General features: G+C 41.9%; 16 protein-coding genes and 1 pseudogene. 1 reads left to right on the top strand and 16 read right to left on the bottom strand.

Going from position 1 to position 21,159, the window contains the following annotated elements; translation table 11 throughout:
- Positions 1 to 7 precede the first annotated feature (7 nt).
- From BrL25_RS16760 to hemA, 13 genes and pseudogenes are all read right to left on the bottom strand, one after another.
- The gene (locus tag BrL25_RS16760; RefSeq protein ID WP_157775853.1) at positions 8 to 3,184 is read right to left on the bottom strand and encodes a LysM peptidoglycan-binding domain-containing protein; all 3,177 of its coding nucleotides are present in this window, start codon (positions 3,182 to 3,184) and stop codon (positions 8 to 10) included.
- 185 nt (positions 3,185 to 3,369) lie between these two features.
- Positions 3,370 to 4,260, bottom strand: a pseudogene (locus tag BrL25_RS16755) (IS3 family transposase); the annotation flags it as partial.
- A 17-nt stretch (positions 4,261 to 4,277) separates the two neighbouring features.
- Positions 4,278 to 4,715 (bottom strand): HTH domain-containing protein, encoded by a 438-nt coding sequence (locus BrL25_RS25750; RefSeq protein WP_104033844.1) that lies wholly within the window; start codon positions 4,713 to 4,715, stop codon positions 4,278 to 4,280.
- Positions 4,716 to 4,903: 188 nt separating this feature from the next.
- Complete coding sequence (locus BrL25_RS16750) at positions 4,904 to 5,800, bottom strand: NAD-dependent epimerase/dehydratase family protein (protein WP_018672768.1); 897 nt, start codon at positions 5,798 to 5,800, stop codon at positions 4,904 to 4,906.
- Between the two features lies 1 nt (position 5,801).
- Positions 5,802 to 6,257, bottom strand: a complete 456-nt coding sequence (locus BrL25_RS16745; protein ID WP_018672769.1) for an NUDIX hydrolase — start codon at positions 6,255 to 6,257, stop codon at positions 5,802 to 5,804.
- Between the two features lie 192 nt (positions 6,258 to 6,449).
- Complete coding sequence (hemL, locus tag BrL25_RS16740; protein ID WP_018672770.1) at positions 6,450 to 7,742, bottom strand: glutamate-1-semialdehyde 2,1-aminomutase; 1,293 nt, start codon at positions 7,740 to 7,742, stop codon at positions 6,450 to 6,452.
- A 149-nt stretch (positions 7,743 to 7,891) separates the two neighbouring features.
- Positions 7,892 to 8,953: a siroheme decarboxylase subunit alpha gene (ahbA, locus tag BrL25_RS16735; RefSeq protein ID WP_018672771.1), complete on the bottom strand. Its 1,062-nt coding sequence runs from the start codon at positions 8,951 to 8,953 to the stop codon at positions 7,892 to 7,894.
- 1 nt (position 8,954) lies between these two features.
- Positions 8,955 to 9,935 (bottom strand): porphobilinogen synthase, encoded by a 981-nt coding sequence (hemB, locus tag BrL25_RS16730; RefSeq protein ID WP_018672772.1) that lies wholly within the window; start codon positions 9,933 to 9,935, stop codon positions 8,955 to 8,957.
- A gap of 15 nt (positions 9,936 to 9,950) precedes the next feature.
- Complete coding sequence (cobA, locus tag BrL25_RS16725; protein WP_018672773.1) at positions 9,951 to 11,459, bottom strand: uroporphyrinogen-III C-methyltransferase; 1,509 nt, start codon at positions 11,457 to 11,459, stop codon at positions 9,951 to 9,953.
- Positions 11,456 to 12,397 (bottom strand): hydroxymethylbilane synthase, encoded by a 942-nt coding sequence (gene hemC / locus BrL25_RS16720; RefSeq protein ID WP_018672774.1) that lies wholly within the window; start codon positions 12,395 to 12,397, stop codon positions 11,456 to 11,458. Before hemC ends, cobA begins: the two co-directional genes overlap by 4 nt.
- Before the next feature lie 14 nt (positions 12,398 to 12,411).
- Entirely contained in the window at positions 12,412 to 13,050 is a 639-nt protein-coding gene (locus BrL25_RS16715) for a precorrin-2 dehydrogenase/sirohydrochlorin ferrochelatase family protein (RefSeq protein WP_018672775.1), read from the bottom strand.
- 13 nt (positions 13,051 to 13,063) lie between these two features.
- On the bottom strand, positions 13,064 to 13,882 hold the full coding sequence (locus tag BrL25_RS16710; RefSeq protein WP_018672776.1) for a cytochrome C assembly family protein: 819 nt from the start codon (positions 13,880 to 13,882) through the stop codon (positions 13,064 to 13,066).
- 100 nt (positions 13,883 to 13,982) lie between these two features.
- Entirely contained in the window at positions 13,983 to 15,350 is a 1,368-nt protein-coding gene (gene hemA / locus BrL25_RS16705) for a glutamyl-tRNA reductase (protein WP_018672777.1), read from the bottom strand.
- Between the two features lie 359 nt (positions 15,351 to 15,709).
- On the opposite strand from hemA, the gene BrL25_RS16700 reads away from it, so the two are divergent.
- Positions 15,710 to 16,627, top strand: coding sequence for a DMT family transporter (locus tag BrL25_RS16700; RefSeq protein WP_018672778.1), 918 nt, complete (start codon positions 15,710 to 15,712; stop codon positions 16,625 to 16,627).
- A 103-nt stretch (positions 16,628 to 16,730) separates the two neighbouring features.
- Here the strand turns inward: BrL25_RS16700 and BrL25_RS16695 are convergent, their stop codons facing one another.
- From BrL25_RS16695 to lon, 3 genes are all read right to left on the bottom strand, one after another.
- A complete protein-coding gene (locus tag BrL25_RS16695) occupies positions 16,731 to 18,101 on the bottom strand; it encodes a protein O-GlcNAcase (protein ID WP_018672779.1) in 1,371 nt (456 codons plus the stop codon).
- A 70-nt stretch (positions 18,102 to 18,171) separates the two neighbouring features.
- Entirely contained in the window at positions 18,172 to 18,807 is a 636-nt protein-coding gene (yihA, locus tag BrL25_RS16690; protein ID WP_018672780.1) for a ribosome biogenesis GTP-binding protein YihA/YsxC, read from the bottom strand.
- Positions 18,804 to 21,143, bottom strand: coding sequence for an endopeptidase La (lon, locus tag BrL25_RS16685; protein WP_018672781.1), 2,340 nt, complete (start codon positions 21,141 to 21,143; stop codon positions 18,804 to 18,806). The genes yihA and lon overlap by 4 nt, the downstream gene beginning before the upstream one ends.
- Positions 21,144 to 21,159: the final 16 nt, after the last annotated feature.

Below are 21,159 nucleotides of genomic sequence, written 5' to 3'. Positions count from 1 at the left end.
TCTCCCCTTATTGCGGAATGTAAAGAATTTGCCCCTCTTCTACCCGATCTGTTGACATTCGATTCGCCTCTTTAATTTTGGTCACGGACAAATCATATCGCTGTGCAATAGAATCTAAGGTATCATTTTTTTGGATGATACACATTTTCAATTTACTGAATTTTTCTGTACGATCCTGAACAAACGAGGTTAGGTTCCCTAATGCATCTCTACGTGAACTACTGCCATCACGTTTAGCTTTCGTTTGTTCTAATGCCTCCTCCTGTTTACTCTCCACACGTTGGTTTTTATTTTTTTCATTTCCATGTAGATGGGAGAAAATATTGGAAAAATTCATCATTTCATTTTGCTCTTTATGATTGTTTTTTGAACCAATTGCTACTTTCATTTCTTTTTCTTGTTCAACCACTGGGGATGCAACGATTTCCTCTACCGATTTTTCTTCTTCCGCTTCTAGTTGAGCCATGAGAACCGAAGCCTCTTCTTCTGTGCTTAATTCCGTACTGATAGCAGGGGCTTGCAGTTCCTGATCATATTCCGCTGTATGAGCATGCACCCTATTTTCATCTAGGTCGACATGTACTTTGGATGCTTCTGTCGTTCTTTCTGTTGTTGCTTCCTTTTTTGCTGTTTTGGTTACATCTTCTTGATCATCTTCACTACCTTCCCAGTACTTTGCATATGGATCTGGATCAGCGGATAATTGCACTTTAGATCGAGAATGAGGATTCGCTATCCATTCCTCGCGTTGTTCAGTAACAACTTCTTTTGGCTCTGTAGCCATTTCTTGCTGTTTGACAACCGCTTCTTTTGGTTCTGTAACTACTTCTTGATGTTTTACAGCAACTTCTTTTGGCTCTGTAACTACTTCTTGGTGTTTTACAGCAACTTCTTTTGGCTCTGTAACTACTTCTTGGTGTTTTACAGCAACTTCTTTTGGCTCTGTAACTACCTCTTGGTGTTTTACAGCAACTTCTTTTGGCTCTGTAACTACTTCTTGATGTTTTACAACCGCTTCTTTTGGCTCTGTAACTACTTCTTGGTGTTTTACAGCAACTTCTTTTGGCTCTGTAACTACCTCTTGGTGTTTTACAGCAACTTCTTTTGGCTCTGTAACTACTTCTTGATGTTTTACAACCGCTTCTTTTGGCTCTGCAACTACCTCTTGGTGTTTTACAGCAACTTCTTTTAGCTCTGTAACTACCTCTTGGTGTTTTACAGCAACTTCTTTTGGCTCTGTAACTACTTCTTGATGTTTTACAACCGCTTCTTTTGGCTCTGCAACTACCTCTTGGTGTTTTACAGCAACTTCTTTTAGCTCTGTAACTACCTCTTGGTGTTTGACAGCAACTTCTTTTGGCTCTGTAACTACCTCTTGATGTTTTACAACCGCTTCTTTTGGCTCTGCAACTACCTCTTGGTGTTTTATAACCGCTTCTTTTGGCTCTGTAACTACTTCTTGGTGTTTGACAACCGCTTCTTTTGGCTCTGTAGCTTCTTCTTGATGTTTTACAGCAACTTCTTTTGGCTCTGCAACTACCTCTTGGTGTTTTATAACCGCTTCTTTTGGCTCTGTAACTACTTCTTGGTGTTTTATAACCGCTTCTTTTGGCTCTGTAACTACTTCTTTGTGTTTTACAACCGCTTCTTTTGGCTCTGTAGCTTCTTCTTGATGTTCTGAAATCAATGTAAATGGTTCAGACTGCTCAATGTGAGATGACTCCTCTTTAAAGGTAGCTTCGTATGGAGATTCATGCACCTCCTCTAGAGCAGCTTCATCATCATCTTCAACTTCCACCGGCTCATGATAGGATACAGGTTCTGCATACACACCGTCAGTCCTTACCTCTTGATCTTCCACTGATTCTTCCACATATTCATTAGAAGGTGGTGGCTGATAAGTAGCTTGATATGGAGATTTAGCCATATATTCCGGTTGGTACTGCATGGCAGAAACAGGTTCGGGTACCGGATTTGGCGGATGTTGATAAAACATTTGTTGCGGTGGCGCATATGGTGGCATCTGGGCAAATGGATATTGTGGTGGTTGCTGATGATGAAACTGTCCTGCTATCGGTTGAAACGGGTTTGGAGGTGGTGGTGCAAAAGGAATTGGGTTCGGCTCTACACCAAACCCATGGCCTGGTCCCTGCCCAAAAGAATTTATTGGATAAAATGGCTGTGTGCCGTACGGCGGTGCATATTGCGGGGGCTCTGGCATGGAAATTGGGTGGAATCCATACTCATAAGGTGATTGCTGCCCCATAGATTCTTCTTGTATATTTGAATAAGTTTGATAAGGTACATTACTTGATTGCTCGATTTCTTCAATTTCTTCTCTCTCTGCTTCTTCTTCAGCTTCTGCTTCATAAGCTGCATACTGTGGATGTTGATAACGAAAACGTGTAGCCGAATCTTGATCCCAGCTACTTTGAGCTACATCTCCTTGCTGCATTTCAAATCCCGGAAATGGCTGATATAGCGGGTATGGTTGATATTGCTCTGTATCCGCCACCTCATCTATCAATTCTTGTCCCTCGTCGTTCTGTTGTTCCAATTGAGCCTCTACTTCTTTCTCTAAAGCGGTCAGCTTTCGTTCTAGATCATCAATAGTGACATGCTGATATTCATGTTCAGCACTCTCATCTTGAGCTACTTGAATATACTCCCAGGTATCAGCTGATTTATGCGATTGCTGTTCAGCACGTATCTCCTGTTCATTCTTTAGCTGGATTCCAGCTATTTTCAGATCAGCAGTAATGAGTAATTGTTTAGGGCCTTTTATCTCATAGTCAAAACTATCGACAATCCCGTGAATATCAGAGACCTCTTTGGTTCTGGAGATGGGAACAGAGATACTTAATGGTATACGATGCACGATATCCGCTTCTTCATCAGCGAAAAAAACTTCCGTATCTCCTTGTTCCAACTGCAATGGCGTAAATTTCATGGCCGAAACCAAGGTGTCCGTTCCGCCATTCGCTTTTGCATTGGCGTTCTTGGTCGGCACATACTTGCCTCGAAGTTGTAAGGACCCACATATCGTAATCTCATAATCATTTTCCCTTATTTCCAAATCGGGTAATAACTCCAGTTCCCGCAGTTCTTCAATTTCTGGTTTATCTGATGAGAGAAATATGGTCTCTTTCATTTGAAACGATAACAGTCCATCTTGTACAGACACACCTGCTCCTCCTTTCAGCTCCACAAGCATTTCCCTATATCTATATGGACAGAGCAATGGAAATAGAACATGAGAGAAGGATTTGACATAAGGTATACATCTCACCTACTGATTTTGAAAAAAGTCCCGCAATACCATGATTGAACTGTGACCCTATTTGTAGACAGTTTTAAAAGAATACCTAACTAGGCAGCTAAAAGATGACTTCTGAATTCATCAGGGGTCATCTTTTTTAATGACCACTGGTAACGTTCAGAATTGTAATAATCAATGTAACTGTCTACTCGATCCCTCAACTCTTGTATCGTTTGACATGTCTTATATTCCAAATCGTCTTTCATATGACCAAAAAAAGTTTCCATGGAAGCATTATCCCAACAGTTTCCCTTACGGGACATGGACTGCCTAAAGCCTGCTTTCCTGATTAAGCGACGGGTTTTAAAGTGGGTATAATGCAGACCTTGGTCTGAGTGTAGAATGGCTTCGGGGTGAATGTTGCCATCTAGACGTTGGAACAGTCGTTTCAAAGTAATCCTCACCAATGGAAGCTTTAAAGAAGAAGAAAGATAGTGAGCTAAAATCTGTTTTGTTGCCCCATCCTTGACTACCGACAGGTAGGCACATTGACCATTACCGTAATACATATACGTAATATCGGTGAGCAGTACTTTTTCAGGTTCTCCCTGATCAAACTGACGCTGCAACAGGTTGGGACATGTTTGGTGCTCTTGCGTTGCCTTAGCTAATTTTCTATAGGGATTGGCTTGGCGAATGGTAGCAACAAGTTTATACTTTCGCATCAATCGACGAATCTTTTTATGATTCATGATCACTCCACTTTCACGCTCAAGTCGCATCTTAATAACTAATGCTCCTGCTTTACCACGAAGAGCGTCAAAGTGCTTCTTGATAAGTTTAATGTCATGCTCGTCCGCATCCTCTCGTAGCTGTCTAGTTTTCTCCGCACGAAGCCAACGGTAGTAGCCACTCGCACTAACACATGCAAGTTTACAAAGATATCGTGTTACATCACGCAAATTGTACTGACGTATGGTGCGATTAATGATTTGATAGCGCTCGGAGGGGGATAACGTTACCTCTGCAACTTCTGCTTTTCGAGCGCGTCGAGCTTTTTTAAAAAGTCGTTCTCCGCCTCTAAAAACTTGATACGCGCCTCAGCTCGTTTAAGCTTTTCCTCTACGGACAACTCCGTTGTCGAGGGTCTACCCGTACTTTTCTTTCCTCGTTGTTCTTCTAAAAGGCCGATCTCTCCATGAATTTGATACACATTACGCCAACGTTTTAAGCATGTTTTTGGTTTGTCATGACCAATAACGTCTATGTCAAAACCAGCACCACAAAAAATTTCCATAGGTGTTTGTCCCTCTTGATACGCTTTGACAGCTGCTACCTTAAATGCTGGTGCATAAGTAATACTTTTGTACGTTACATGCTGAACATAAGGGTTAGCTTCAAGATGTTTCATTTCTTGTTCCGTGAAAACCTTTGAATTAGCTCTTGTTTTTCCCACAATTCTTTCCTCGCTTTATTTTAATAAGTTGATTAAAACACAAAAGACCCGTAAGAAGGTCACTTTTTTCAAAATGTCCATCTTACGGGTCACAGTTCAGATTCGGTAAAACGGGACTTTTATAAATCATAAAGTTCAACCATACTCATTTGAATAGTCATTACGTTTTTCTTTATTATTCCTTCTACCTAACTCTCTTCTTTTTCAAATGTTTTCTTGATTCGCTGAATAAGTGATGGTAACCATTCTTGTAAAGGAACGAATAAAAAGCCTGTCTCCTTTGCCTTTTCATTGCTCATGCACCAAACGGATTGTGATACTCCGAATGGAGACATGTGCTCATCCTCTGTCTCTGACATAATCACGGCTTGTTTACCAGTACTCTCTTCAATCAGGTTGATAAGTCCTTTTAGTGTAATACCCCCGTGGGAGCAAGCATTAAAAGTCCCCTCCAGTTCCTCTTCAGCAGCCCATAGCAAAAAACGTGCTGCTTGATTAGCTGGGATAAATCCAATAGTCGCATCTAGGTTCGGAATTCCGATTGGCCATTGTTTCATCACATGTTCTACGTGAAAATGTAAACGACGCGTATAATCATCGTCTCCTAATACAATCGGAAAACGAATGGCCGCCACAGGAAAAGGAGCTTCTTGAAAGAACACCGCTTCGGCCAAACGCTTGCCTTCCTTATAGGATGTTTCTTGTCTAGTCACATATTGAATTGGGTAGTGATATGGATCAAAATCCTCTTCCGTTACAAATCGGTCTACCTCATCATAGACAGATAACGTAGAGGTAAAAATATAACGAGACACTTTATCAGTAAAAACCTTTATAGCAATTCGAGCATCTTCTGATGCATAGCAAATATTATCAAAAATCATATCAAATTCGTAATCCTCAAATGCAGACAGCATAGACTCCTCATCATAACGGTCGACAATAATTCTCTCTACCTGGTTACCAAATGGGTCTTCGGTAAGCCCGCGATTTGCAAGGGTAACTTTCATTCCCTTATCCAAAAGCTCCTGAACCAACCTTTTTCCAAAAAAACGAGTTCCCCCTAAAACAAGCGCTGTTTGCACACTATACCTCCTTATTTTCAAATCCGTAACTATCAAACCAAATTTCAGATCGACTGACCGATAGCTCAATCGCTTTTTTTATGTACGAAATGGTATTTTGAGGAAGATCATGAATAGAGAACCATGCTAATTCATCACATTTATGGGGTTCTGCATTATAAATCTCTCCTGACCATTCTGTTGCTGTTACAAAAAAGTCAATACGCTCATCATCTGACAAACGATGCATGATGCCCGTTATCGTTACTTGTTCAGGCTTTAAAGCAATACCTGCTTCCTCACGTGCTTCACGAATCGCAGCTTCTATCACCTGTTCACCACCATCAAGGTGACCGGCTACAACACTGTAATTACCATCTTCATACCCGGTCTGATACCTTCTTAACAGTAGGATTTTGTTATCCCTTCGCAAAAAAATATGCACGGTGACTGGTGCTGTAAAACGTTCTCCTCCCATGTCATTCCTCCTTGGTGTCTCTTTCTTTGTCTGTTATAGAACCCCCTATTTATTATAGCATCTTGCTAGGAAAAGTAGGTGAACTTTGCTTTTTTCAGCAAGTTTTATGAATACAAAAAAACAGATAGATGGACTGTTCCATCTATCTGCTTCACAACCTATATTTCCATTTGAACCAATTAATTTTGTTGCTTAGACTAGAGTAGCCATTGCCCTATAGCTTGCTTGAATGGTCTTTTCAATATCTTCATCAGTGTGCATAACTGAGACGAACATGCCTTCGAATTGGGAAGGTGGAATCATGATACCTTCTTGTAACAACTGTTGGAAATAACGTGAAAACTTATCCAGATCTGCTGTTTTAGCTGTCTCATAATTGACAACTGGGGTATCTGTAAAGAATAAGCATACCATCGATCCAACACGATTTACGGTATGAGGAATTCCTAATTTAGTTGCATTAGCTGCTAAGCCTTCTGCTAGGCGGGCTGAACGAGCATCCAGTTGTTCGTAGACACCTGGCTTACTAAGCTCTGACAATGTAGCAATACCCGCTGCCATTGCCAGTGGGTTACCTGATAAGGTCCCTGCTTGATATACGCTTCCCGCTGGAGCTACATGCTGCATAATTTCACGTTTACCTCCGTATGCTCCAACTGGCAACCCTCCACCAATTACCTTACCCATCGTGGTTAAGTCTGGTGTGATGTTATATAAGTCTTGCGCACCACCACGGGCTACACGGAATCCAGTCATCACTTCGTCAAAAATAAGGACTGTACCATGTTTTTCCGTAATACTACGCAATTCCTCTAAAAAGCCTGGTTGAGGTGGCACAACACCCATATTTCCACCAACTGGTTCTACAATAACAGCTGCTATTTCATTGGCGAATTTTTCAAAGGCAAGACGTACACTATCAACGTCATTATATGGTACCGTAATGGTATTTACTGCAATTGTTTCAGGCACACCAGGGCTATCCGGCAATCCTAATGTGGCAACACCCGAACCAGCCTTAATCAGCAAACTGTCCGCGTGGCCATGATAACAGCCTTCAAACTTCATGATTTTGTCTCGTCTCGTGTATCCACGAGCTAGGCGAAGTGCACTCATTGTTGCTTCTGTCCCTGAGTTTACCATTCTCACAACTTCTACTGAAGGGACAATGTCGCACACTAGCTTGGCCATCGTGGTTTCACGTTCTGTAGGTGCTCCAAAACTAGTACCAAGCAAGGCAGTTTCACTAATCGCCTGCAATACTTTTGGATGAGCATGTCCCAAAATCAAAGGTCCCCAAGAGCCAATATAATCAATATAAGTATGCCCATCTACATCGGTAATACGGGACCCTTCCCCTTTTTCCATATAAATAGGATTGCCCCCTACGCTTTTAAATGCACGCACTGGGCTATTAACCCCACCGGGAATGTATTCTACCGCTTCTTTATGTAATTTCATTGATTTAGTAAATTGTCGAGTCATTCCACTCACCCCATTAATATCTGTTATAGTGAAACTGTTAGAAAAAACGCTTGTTTGAAAGTGATCAAACAAGCGTTTTCCTGTTATGACAATATGCTCCTTATCAGGAAACAGCGCATGCATTGCAATCTAGCGGATATTGTCCGCGTTTACTTATCCAATCCCAGTTTTTCCGCCATCTCATTTTCCCATTCATAAATCTCAGGTGTGAAATAAGATACGCGTGTTTTCTTGTATTCTTTCGTAGAGTACAATGTGATACGATCCGTGATACCCGTTTCATCCTCAATTGCTTGTAGGATTGATTCACACTCTTCCTTATCACGACCATGTACCATCGTAAAGATACTGTATTTCCAATCTGGGTAGGTAGGACGTAAATAGCAATGGCTAACCGCTCGGAAGGAACCCATTTTCATTCCAATTTCCTCAGCTTGTTCTTCTGGTACATTCCATACACCCATACCATTTGCACGGAATCCAGCTTTGCGGTGGTTTAGAACCGCAGAGAAACGGCGCATTTGACCACGCTCCACCAATACTTTCGCGTGATGTAATAATTCCTCTGTTGTCATGCCAGCGTTTTTTGCCCATTCATCAAATGGACGGGAAGTGATAGGTAAATCCTTTTGCAATTGGATAATCACCTTGATATCTTCATCAGTGATACCAAGATCAATCGCTGCCTGGCGCATTTCTTCCGTGTAGGTAGGTGCGGATTTCGTATTCGCTTCCGTTTCCTTTTTCACATCTAATTGTACTCCGATTTTAAACAGTTTTAGAGTCGGTAGAATGCGAATCGATTCCACATTAGACAATTCTCCTAAGATTTCAACCGTTTTTTCCAATCCAAAACGACTATTCGGAGGTAGAGCAATCGTGAACCACAGGTTAAAGTCATGGTTACGTTTATAGTTATGTGTAATACCAGGGTGGGAATTAAAAATCTTTACAGCCATCTCATCTAATTTATCTGGAGCAATACGAGCCGCTACAAGGCTTGATTTATATCCTAATGCTTTGGTATCACAAATAGCAGAAATTTGACGGATAGAATCGCCTTTCATTTTTTCCAAGCGAGCCATTAACTCTTCTTCTGTTGTTCCTAAATTTTCTGCCATGACTTTAAATGGTTCAGGAACTAATGGAATCTCTTTTTGAATGGCATCCAAAATCTCTTTATCTAACGTATCTAGTAAGTCAACCGACATGTTACAAACCTCCTTGTAGCCACTTGGCAACATCTTTTGCATGGTACGTAATGATTAAATCAGCACCTGCGCGTTTGAATCCCATCATCGTTTCCATAACGACGCCTTGTTCGTCAATCCAGCCATTGGCACTAGCTGCTTTCACCATGGAATACTCTCCACTGATATTGTAAACAACCAACGGCAAATCAAAGCTTTGACGCAAACGTAAAACCATGTCCATATAGGCAAGACCTGGTTTAACCATTAAGAAATCGGCCCCTTCTAGCACATCGGATTCTGCTTCACGTAGACCTTCACGTGCATTAGCATAGTCCATTTGGTAGGACTTACGGTTACCAAACTTCGGAGCGGATTGAGCTGCTTCACGGAATGGGCCGTAGTATGCAGAAGCATATTTAACCGCATAGGACATGATTGGAATATGTGTAAATCCAGCTTCATCTAAAGCTTCACGAATGGCTGTTACAAAACCGTCCATCATATTGGATGGCGCGATGATATCCGCGCCGGCTTTAGCTTGTGATACAGCAGCTTGGCTTAATAAAACAAGAGACTCATCATTTAATAGCTCTCCACATTCATGCAAAACACCACAGTGACCATGATCGGTATATTCACATAGGCATGTATCCGCAATGACCAGCATCTCGGGGAAAGAGGCTTTTATGTGACGAATAGCTTGCTGTACAATCCCATTTTCTGCATATGCTTCCGTTCCAAGAGCATCTTTATGCTCTGGCACTCCAAACAAAAGAACAGATTGAATGCCTAAGCTAACGATTTCTTCAAGTTCTTCATTAAGACGATCCAAGGAAAAATGGAAAACGCCAGGCATAGAGGAAATTTCATTTTTAATATTTTCCCCTTCTACTATGAACAGTGGATAGATCAAATCTTCTACACGCACATGGTTTTCTCGTACAAGGTTACGCATCGCTTGGCTTCGGCGCAAACGACGATGACGGTCAAATTTAATCATAGTCTACTTCCCCTTTTACGTGGTAATTAGTGCATTTACGAGTCCTTCAATAGTATATTCACTTGCCATGATATCCACTTGCAGTCCTGCTTGTCTTGCCGTATCCGCTGTAATCGGTCCGATGCAAGCAATCTGCACACCTTGAAGTAATTGGGTAAGATCGTATTCCTTCAGCGCTTCCACAAAGTTTTTAACCGTGGAGGAGCTGGTAAATGTAATGATCTGTATCGCCTTTTCTTCCAACAGAGAAACTGTTTCTCCAATGTTCTGTGCATCTATAACTGTATCATAGGTATCTACTTCCGTCACTTCCATGCCGAGAGTTCTCAGCTCTCTTGGTAAGGTTTCGCGCGCTATATCGGCACGTGGAAGCAGCACTTTAGAGCCTGGCTGTAATTCATCCTTAAGGGACTCTACCAAGCCTTCTGCCAGAAATTCGCCGGGTAGGACATCTACCGTCAAGCCTCTTTCTTCTAGCATGGAGGCCGTTTTTGGACCAACTGCCGCAATCTTACCGGTTAGGGTACGAATGTCAATCTTTAGTTCACGCAAGCGCTTAAAGAAGAATTGAACCCCATTTGGGCTAGTAAACATAACCCAGTCATACTCTGATAGCTGTTGAAGTGCGGTATCCAATTGTGGTAGGGCTTGTGGCTCAACCATCTTTATCAACGGGAATTCATATGCCTCCCCGCCCAATTCATTGATTTGATTCGATAGTTCGCTAGCCTGACTTCTAGCACGCGTCACGAGTACACGCTTCCCAAACAACGGTTTCTTCTCAAACCATTGTAGTTTTTCACGAAGCTGTACCACTTCACCAACCACAATAATAGAAGGATTCGTTAAGCCCGCTTGCTCACGCTTCTCTACAATGTCTTCCAAGGTACCAACCAAGGTTTCCTGTTCTACTAAAGTCCCCCAGCGCACCAAAGCGACCGGTGTTTTGGGAGATCGACCGTTCTTCATTAATTGTTCCGTAATATAGGGTAGATTCCCTACTCCCATATAAAAGATGAGCGTGCCGACAGCCGTAGCTAATTTTTCCCAGTTAATACTTGATTCTGTTTTCTCTGGACGCTCATGTCCTGTCACTATCGCTAAAGACGAATTAAAATCCCGATGGGTCACCGGGATGCCAGCATACGCCGGAGCAGCAATCCCTGAAGTGATGCCTGGCACAATTTCAAATAAAATATCGTGCTTAGCTAACTCTTCAGCCTCTTCACCAACACGACCAAAGATAGAAGGGTCCCCACCTTTTAGACGAGTAACGACTTTCCCTTCTAATGCTTTATCGACTAATACCTGATTGATTTCTTCTTGGGTTAATGTATGACGGTCAGGCAGTTTTCCACAATATATTAGTTCTACGTCCGGTTTTGCATGAGCTAACAACCGTGGACTCGCCAAGCGATCATACACGATGCAATCAGCCATTTGAATCGTTTCCAATCCACGCACCGTAATTAACTTAGGGTCACCAGGCCCAGCACCTACTAAAAAAACTTTCCCTTTGTTCATTGACGATTCTCCTCCAATACTTTAGCAAGCACTTCTCGCGCCCCCTGACGGAGCAGCTCATCTGCCAAATTTTCACCCAATGCTTGAGGATCGTCTCCAGTCAATGTTGCTTTAAACATTTGGCTTCCATCAGGAGACCCAACCATTCCTGTAATGCTAATGGAAGGTTTCTGTTCGGAGTCTAGCTGGACTTTTGCATAAGCACCAATCGGTACTTGGCAGCTCCCCTCCATCTTATGGAGAAAAGCTCGCTCCGCCTCGACCGCATAACGCGTCTCCAGATGATCAAACCGTTGTAAAAGTGACATCATTTCAGCATCATGTGTACGGCACTCAATAGCAAGCGCCCCCTGACCAACCGCAGGAAGGCTGATTTTCGGATCGAGATACTGCGTGATCGTGCCCTTCCATTCCACACGTTTAAGGCCTGCAGCAGCCAGAATAATCGCATCAAAATCCTCTTCTTGCAGCTTGCGGATTCGCGTATCAATATTTCCCCGAATGGGTTTAATAATTAGATCAGGTCGGTAATGTAGCAATTGGGAAGAACGGCGCAAACTGCTCGTTCCTACCACCGCACCTTCTTTTAATTCATCTAGTGTCTTACCGTCCTTGGAAATCAGTACATCCCTTGGGTCCTCCCTTTTCGGAATTGCACCGATCGTCAAACCTTCAGGTAAGACAGCAGGCATATCTTTTAAACTATGGACAGCCATATCAGTTTGTTCTTCCAGCAGGGATTGTTCGATTTCTTTAACAAACAGACCTTTACCGCCCACTTTGGAAAGTGTAACATCCAGAATGCGATCTCCCTTTGTAACAATCTCTGTGATGCTAAAACGTGATGCAGGGTCTATTTCACGCAAACGAGCCAGCACCCATTTTGTTTGGGTAAGTGCCAGCATGCTTTTACGCGATCCAACTTTCCACTCTTTCATGTCTGCCTCCCTAATTATTGCTCTCTTTGTTTCACCTGTTGTAGTAAAGCATCTGCCATCTGCTCTCTTTGCAGGGAAGACGCCTCTACATATCTATCATCAAGCAACTCTTGAAAGATTTGTTTGCGCACGGTGGCATCTTTAACCTCTTGTAAAACCTTTAGCCTCATCTGAGCTAAAAAGTCAACATAGACCTCATATTCCTGGCCAAATTCTCGCTCTAGCCTTCTGCGTAGTTTACTTGCCAAACTGGGGCTTGCACCCGAGGTAGATACAGAAATAACTAGCCTTCCTCGCTTTACCGTAGAGGGAACAATGTAATTACATAAGTCTGGTCGGTCTGCAATATTTATAAACGCTTTCGTTCTTTTAGCTTGTTCATATACCGAATAGTTAACTTGTCGATGATTGGTCGCAGCTACGATAAAAAAATACGGACTTAGATCCTGTCCCTGATACAGCTCACGTTTCCAATTGATCTTACCCTGCTCGTTCCACTCAGCTAACAATGGCGTTATCTCAGGAGAAATAACGGTGATTTTTGCCCCACACTCTAGTAGAGAACCTACCTTACGTTGGGCTACTTCTCCACCACCAATAACTGCACAGAGCATTCCTTCCATTTTAACATGAATCGGATAATGCGGATTCATCTGCCCCACCTCTCTACGACCATTGATGAAATTGCGAGTAGGGATCAATCAGCAAAAAATTAAGCAATAAACATACAAATGCGATGATGTTTATCCAAGCTGCCACTTTTCCCAACCATTGATTCCGAACCCTTTGATATAACAGCACACTATATAAGATCAGAACAATGATAGACATACACACTTTTGCATCCATCCAGAATCCATGCGAAAAAATCAACTGTGCCCAAATACTGCCTAAAATGACCGACAACAGCAATAACGGCACACCAAAAATGTTTAACTTAAAAGAAAACGCATCCAATTTCTCCAAACTGGGGAGTCGTTGCCAAAGTGGTGTCCATTTTTTTTGCTTCAGCATATGTAGGTTCACTAGATACATACCTGAGAATATCATGGACACTGCCAATAATGCATAGCTAATAATAGCGATTGTCACATGAATAAAAATAAAATCAGAGATAACCCCGCTATGTTGCAGAGTTGCTGGCTCTGAAAAGAACATGGATAAGGTGAGAACTCCAAACCCGATCACATTAGTAAAAAAGAGTAAGAAATCAATGCGAGCTACAGCATGAATGATCAGAGAAAGGGTCACCAGTACCCAAGAATAAAAAACTAAGGTTTCAAAAAATGTTACAACGGGCAAATATGACTTTACCATCACTTGGTAAACGAAAAAGATTGTTTGTAACACCCAGACAATCGAGAGTAGTCCTAGCGCAATTTGCTTCATTCGCCGGTTACTCTGCAAAAAATCATTGAAGTAACAAAGTACACCCGCTGCATAGAGAAAGATGGTCAAGTCATAGAGCCATCTTGCATTTGCCATACACGCTCACCTTTCCCTATTATCTATATCACGCCTATTTTCTCAATTGCCTGTGAAAACAGGCGGAGCAAGAAGAAAGGAGCTTCTCCCTCTCTTCTTGCTAAAAACGCTGTTCCCGTGATTGTAATGATACAGCTTTTTCACGTCTTAAGCTTTCACGCTTTTGTTGTTCCCATAATGCTTCCTGTTTTTTTCCTTCCAATCTTTCATCCAAAGCAAAAATAGTAGAAAAGATATCGAGTACCTCTTCTCCTTTCTTTTGGACGGTCAACTCCTTCAGTTGAACAATTGGGTCATGTAATAATTGAGAAATAATTCCCCTTGTATGTTTACGAATAATATGCATTTCCTTTTCATCTAAATGAGGCAATTTGTTTTCAATTTTGCGGATTGCTTCTCCGTGAATGGAAAATGCTTTTTCTCGCAATGCCGCAATTAGTGGTACAACGCCTAGCGTCTGTTTCCAGTTTATGAACTCCTGCTTCTCTTCTTCAATCATAAGTTCAATACGCTCTGCTTCCTTGGAACGCTCAGCTAAATTGCTCTGAACGATACCCTCCAGATCATCTATATCATATAAGAAAACATTTTCTAGCCCATGAATATCAGGATCAAGATCACGCGGCACGGCGATATCAATCATAAACAATGGCTTATGAGGACGCTGCTTCATAATCGGCTTTAATTGTGCTTTTGTTAACACAAAGCCGGTTGCTCCCGTCGAGCTGATGACGATGTCTGCTTTAGCCAGCTTTTGGGGCAGATCCTCCATGGTACAGGCTTCACCTCGGAACTGTTCAGCTAAGGTCTGTGCACGTTCTAACGTACGGTTTGCGACTGTAACATGAGCCACTCCGTTTGCGTGCAAATGCTTGGCTGTTAACAAGCTCATCTTACCTGCACCCAAGATCAGTACATGTTTATCAGCAAAGCTTCCAAAAATCTTTTTGCCAAGTTCAATCGCCGCATAGCTGATGGAAACAGCATTTTGGCCAACAGAAGTCTCTGTATGAGCGCGTTTTGCAAGGGTTACAGCCTGTTTAAAAAGTGTATTAAAAATGGTTCCAGTAGTCTCATGTTGTTGTGCTAGGAGAAAAGCGTTGCGAATTTGACCAATAATCTGTGTCTCTCCCATCACCATGGAATCAAGTCCACAGGTTACACGGTACAAATGTTCAATCGCTTCGTCATTTTCCTTTACATACATATAATCGAGAAGCGACTCTTTCTCTACGCCAAACCATTCTGCAAGAAAATTCCGTGTATAGAATCTACCGGTGTGCAATTGATCGCAAACCACATAGATCTCAGTCCGGTTACAGGTTCCTACAATTATACATTCTAGAATGCTTTTGGTATGAGATAGAATATGAAGTGCTCTCGGCGTGCTGTCGTCATTAAACGTGAATTTTTCACGAATTTCGACAGGCGCTGTCTTATAATTTAGGCCGAGCAGTAAGATTTCCATAGCCTTCCTCCCGTGTCATTCAAATACGGATTTTAGCTTCTTTATTATAACATTATGTCCGTAAGCAAGTAGTTTAAAATGTGAAATTTTCATTAAAGTTATCCAAAAAACCTTGTCAAATGTGCTATTCACTGGTTCGACAAATTACTTTCAGTATTTCACATCATTTTCCATTAATTAACATTTGTCGTTTTTGTTATTTTATCCAGATTTTTACTCACTTAGTTTGTCTCTTTTTTACTTGTTCATGCTTCTTTCGGAACTATCAAAAAACTCCTTCCTTCCCTGCTTATCAACTCTTATAATGAGTGATATAGATTAAAATCGGCCAACACATCTTCTAGAAACGAGGTAGTACAGTGAAAAAAGCATTTATGGTTGATTTTTTATTGTTATGTATCGTTTTTATCTGGGGAGCAACCTTTGTGATCGTTCAGAATGCTGTTCACATGCTTCCTCCCAATACGTTTAATGCTGTCCGATTTTTTAGCGCTTCGTTATTCTTAGCCCTTATCTACTTTATTCGAAATCCAAAGGCTTGGCAAACATGTAACTTTTCTTTAATACTCAGCGGTGGATTTCTAGGCTTCTGGTTGTTTGTTGGGTATGCAACTCAAACAGTGGGGCTCTTGTATACCTCACCATCAAAAGCAGGTTTTATTACAGGTCTATCCGTTGTGCTTGTGCCACTACTCTCTCTTGTTGTTCTCAAGCATAAAGTGAAAACCTCTGCTCTTGTAGGCGTCTGCATGGCCGTGATTGGGCTTTATTTGTTAACGATGAATGGAACTCTTTCTTTTACATTTGGCGATTTTTTAGTGCTTTGCTGCGCCATTTGCTTTGCGATGCAGATTGTGTTAACTGGACGGTATTCACCCCGATTCCCTACGATGCCCTTAGTTATCATTCAATTGTTCACTGTTTCATTTTTGAGTATGTGCTACGCCCTTCTCAAAGAAGACTGGCAAGCCGTATATGATCCTATGGTCATAGGACATCCTGAGATTCTATGGGCGCTATTTATCACTGCGATCCCTGCTACTGCCCTTGCGTTTTTAGTGCAAACTTCCTTTCAAAAGGAAACCTCTCCAACGCATGTGGCACTTATCTTTTCCTTAGAGCCAGTTTTTGCGGCATTCATCTCCTATCTATGGATTCACGAGGTGTTGACGATCAAACAATTTATCGGCTGTGCTTTTATCCTTAGTGGTATGCTGTACTCAGAACTCCCTATTCTATTATGGCTACGCAATCTAAAAGCAAAAATATCCGCTTAGTTTCCCTAGCCTTATCACTTAGAACTAGCTATTTTCAGTTAAAAAATCAAACAGACATCTTCCTTGGTATTAGAAAGGTGCCTGTTTGATTTTGCTTCCTACCCTATACGCGTCGTTTCCATGTCCGATAATTGCGCACTTCCAAGCTAAGTGCTTCTACCATTAACCGCATTACATTGCTACTTACCTTCTCAGGAAGCTTCTCTGCTTGCAGTAATCTTCGTCTCATTCGTAAAAAATAAAAAACGGCACGGATCGTTTGTCCCTTCCGACCAGCATCAATTAAACGAGTTGCGATCTTACCTAATTTAGCCCAGTATGCATATTTTTTGAGCCATCCTTTTATTTCTTTATATAACCTCTCATTTTGCATTCCGTTCAATAGGTGCTGAGCAGAACTCTCCATATCAGAAAAGGTATGCTCCAAGATTTTTACAGCTTTCTGTTGATCACCGTGAAAAAAGTGGTAGCGAAACTGATGTAATTTTTCCAGTAATTGCGGCGCTTCCTCGTCACATAAAAACGATGCACGCACATGATCGGCAAACAAAAGAAATGCATGAAAGTCTTCAGGCCCTACTATCTCTTTAACTGCGCGCTGAAAGGCTTCCTCAGGATCATAGGAATCCGGATGAGTTAGATACTCTCCGATCGTAATGATAGGAATTTTGGAGCTTTCAGGATATTCCATTGCATTAGCTACATACCCAGTAGCAAAACGATAAAGAGTAGCATCCCTATTTTGCAAAGGACCAATGTGTAGCTCGCTCGCCATCGCCAGGTCATTGACCGGATAATTATCCCAATAAAACGGGTAGTGTCTTGTCTGTTCAAAAAAGTATTGAGAGTCTGCTTCTGTCAAATAAGGAGAGCAGACAAACCTTCCCGTCCAAAATAGATCAATTTCCTTTGGTAAATGTTGCCCCATATAAGTAATATACGCTTCATCACCTCTCCCATGATAAACCGTAGGACATACCACGAGATGGATGTCATCCCTACCATTCTCTTTTAACTTGTTCCAGACCATAAGGGTAACCTGTACATGTGCCTCTGCTAAATGGACGAATGTCTCTATGTCACTTTTGTGCATTAATTCTTGTGGAATATCGTCAAACAACAGGGCAAATTTCGTCACACCGCAAGTAAGAAGGTTCTCGTACTTTTCTATTAATCTATCAACATGTTTAGAGTTGGCATACTGCATGCTCATCCCCGGACTGAGACAATAGTAAAAGGCACATCCAACCGAATGTGCCTCTGTAATCAGCTCCGAAATGAGACGCATTTGGGCGGGAGAATGATGCATCTGCCAATCATCTCGCAGGATCGCATCATCTTTGGGCGCATAAAAATAGGCATTAAAGCCATGCTGACTGATAAAACGCAACATATCAATCCGTTCTTCATGCGACCACGGCTTACCATAAAATCCTTCAATAAGTCCCCGTAATGCAAATCCTTGTGAAGACATCCTTTCTCCTCCTCGGGAAGCTGTTTGTCTATCTAAGCTGCTGGTGTCTTACTAACGTAGCTTGATGTATTTACTCATTACCTTCCAGTATATGAGCGGATTCCTCCGGCGATTCCTGCTTACCTTTTAGTCTACGTAAAATTTCTCCCCATAATTCATCTCTACCTTGTCCCATTTCCGTGGAGAAAACAATGAGTGAATCCGTTGACTGGAAATTCAAAGTTTGGCGAATTACTTTTAAATGTTGTAACCATCTACCGCGAGAAATTTTATCTCCTTTGGTTGCTACCACAATGGTAGGGATTCCAAGCTCCTTACAATATTCATACATACTAACGTCATCTTTAGAAGGAGCATGACGAATGTCCACTAGCTGGACAACAAATTTAAGCTCCTCTCGTTGACTCAAGTAAGCATCAATCATACCGCCCCAGGTTGATTTAATGGATTTGGAAACCTTCGCATATCCATAACCAGGAAAATCCACAAAGTACATTTGATTATTTACTTTAAAATAGTTAAGTGTCTGTGTTTTTCCGGGACGTGAGCTTGTCCGAGCAATTGCTTTACGACTTAGCATTTTATTGATTAAAGACGATTTTCCCACATTGGAACGACCCACCAGAGCAATCTCTGGCAGGCGATCCTTCGGGTATTGTTGAGGTCCTACGGCACTGATAATAAATTCTGCTGAAGTAATCTTCATTTCTTTTTCACCATTTTCTCTTGCACGAGAGCATATTTAATCACGTCATCCATGTGTTCTACAGGATGGAATGTCATATCATTTTTCACACTGTCTGGAATATCTTCTAAGTCTTTCTCGTTTTCAATTGGCAAGATAATGGTAGTTAAGCCGGCACGATGGGCAGAAAGTACTTTTTCCTTCAAACCACCAATCGGCAATACACGACCACGTAATGTAATCTCACCTGTCATACCCACTTCTTTACGCACAGGAATATTTGTCATGGCCGATAACAAGGCCGTTGCCATCGTAATCCCTGCGGAAGGACCATCTTTTGGAATTGCTCCTTCTGGTACGTGAATATGAATATCATTTTTCTCCAAGAAATCTTGTGTAATGTCCCATTGACTAGCACGAGAACGAATATAGCTAAGGGCTGCTTGCGCTGACTCCTTCATAACATCGCCTAATTGTCCTGTTAATGTCAAGGTCCCTTTACCTGGATAAACACTTACTTCAACGTTTAAGGTATCTCCACCCACCTGGGTCCAGGCTAATCCAGTAACAGACCCCACCTGGTCCTCCTTCTCTGCTAGACCATAGCGGAATCGTGGTTTTCCAAGCAGGTTTTCCAAGGTCTTCGGTGTAATGATGACACGTTTTTTCTCTCCACTAACAATGATTTTAGCAGCTTTACGGCATAAATTTGCCGCTTCACGGTTCAGGTTACGTACCCCTGCCTCCCGTGTATACTGACGAATCACCTTCATCATGGCTTCATCAGCCACTTGGAGTTTCTCTTTTGTAATTCCATGAGATTTTATATTTTTAGGAAGGAGATAATCTTGCATAATATGGAACTTCTCCAACTCGGTATAGCCGGCAATTTCGATCGTCTCCATCCGATCAAGCAATGGTCTTGGTATCGTGTGAAGCGTATTTGCCGTTGTCAAAAAGATAACATTGGACAAATCATAGGCTTCTTCTACATAATGATCACTAAATTTTTCGTTTTGATTCGGATCAAGCACTTCCAATAATGCTGACGCTGGATCTCCACGGAAATCACTAGCGAGCTTATCGATCTCATCAAGCAAAATTACCGGATTAACAGTTCCCGCTTGACGCATGGATTGAATGATTCGACCCGGCATCGCCCCTACATAGGTACGACGGTGTCCACGAATTTCAGCTTCATCACGCACACCACCAAGTGAGATACGGATAAACTCCCGGCCCATCGCTCTTGCAATAGATCGACCCAGCGAAGTCTTACCTACACCTGGAGGACCTACAAGGCATAGAATCGGCCCTTTCATCTCACTTACTAATTTTTGCACAGCAAGATACTCCAAAATGCGCTCTTTTGGTTTTTCAAGACCATAGTGGTCTTCATCCAAAATCGCTTCGGCATGGGCAATATCCAGATTATCCTCTGTCTTTTTCGTCCACGGCAAAGAGAGCATTGTATCGATATAAGTGCGGACCACACTGCTTTCTGCAGAAGTAGCTGGCATCTTATCTAAGCGATCGAGTTCTTTCTCCAACTTGACCTTGATACGTTCTGGGGCATCAGATTGGTCCAATTGCTCACGCAAATCATCCATTTCCCCATTACGTCCGTCACGTTCACCTAGTTCCTTTTGAATGGCCTTCATCTGTTCACGCAGGTAATATTCCTTTTGCGTTTTTTCCATTTGCTTCTTAACTCGTTGACCAATACGTCGTTCTAGCTCCAGTACTTCTCGTTCATTGTTTAAGATATTTAGTAAAATTTCTAGGCGGCGATGTACATCTATTGCTTCTAATACATCTTGCTTATCCTTCATCTTAAGCGGTAGATGGGATGTAATGACATCTGCCATACGACCGGCTTCTTCAATATCACTAACTGAGCTTAGCGTCTCAGGAGACACTTTTTTAGAAATTTTAATATACTGCTCGAACTGCTGTAAAACAGTTCGTACCATAGCTTCGATTTCATTTTCGTTTTCCCTGGTTTCCGGTAAATATGTAATCGAAACATAGTAGTAATCATCTTTTTGTAGATATTCGTTAATAGAGGCACGCTCTAAGCCTTCCACTAATACACGAATCGTTCCATTCGGTAGCTTTAGCATCTGCTTTACTCGTGCAACTGTACCTACCGAATAAATTTGTTCCGCATCCGGTTCCTCCACCTGCACATCCTCTTGCGTTGAAAGCAGAATATAATTATCATCTACCATTGCTCTTTCAAGAGCTCTTACGGATTTCTCACGTCCTACATCCAAATGCAACACCATGCTTGGATAAACCAATAAACCACGAAGCGGCAGCAGTGGTATTTCACGGGATCCTGTATGTTCACTCATGACCAAGCACCTCCCA

This window comes from Brevibacillus laterosporus DSM 25 (assembly GCF_002706795.1).
GTDB lineage: Bacteria > Bacillota > Bacilli > Brevibacillales > Brevibacillaceae > Brevibacillus_B > Brevibacillus_B laterosporus.
Note: the sequence above shows the minus strand (reverse complement) of the source record. Positions and strands in the feature narration are given on the sequence as shown.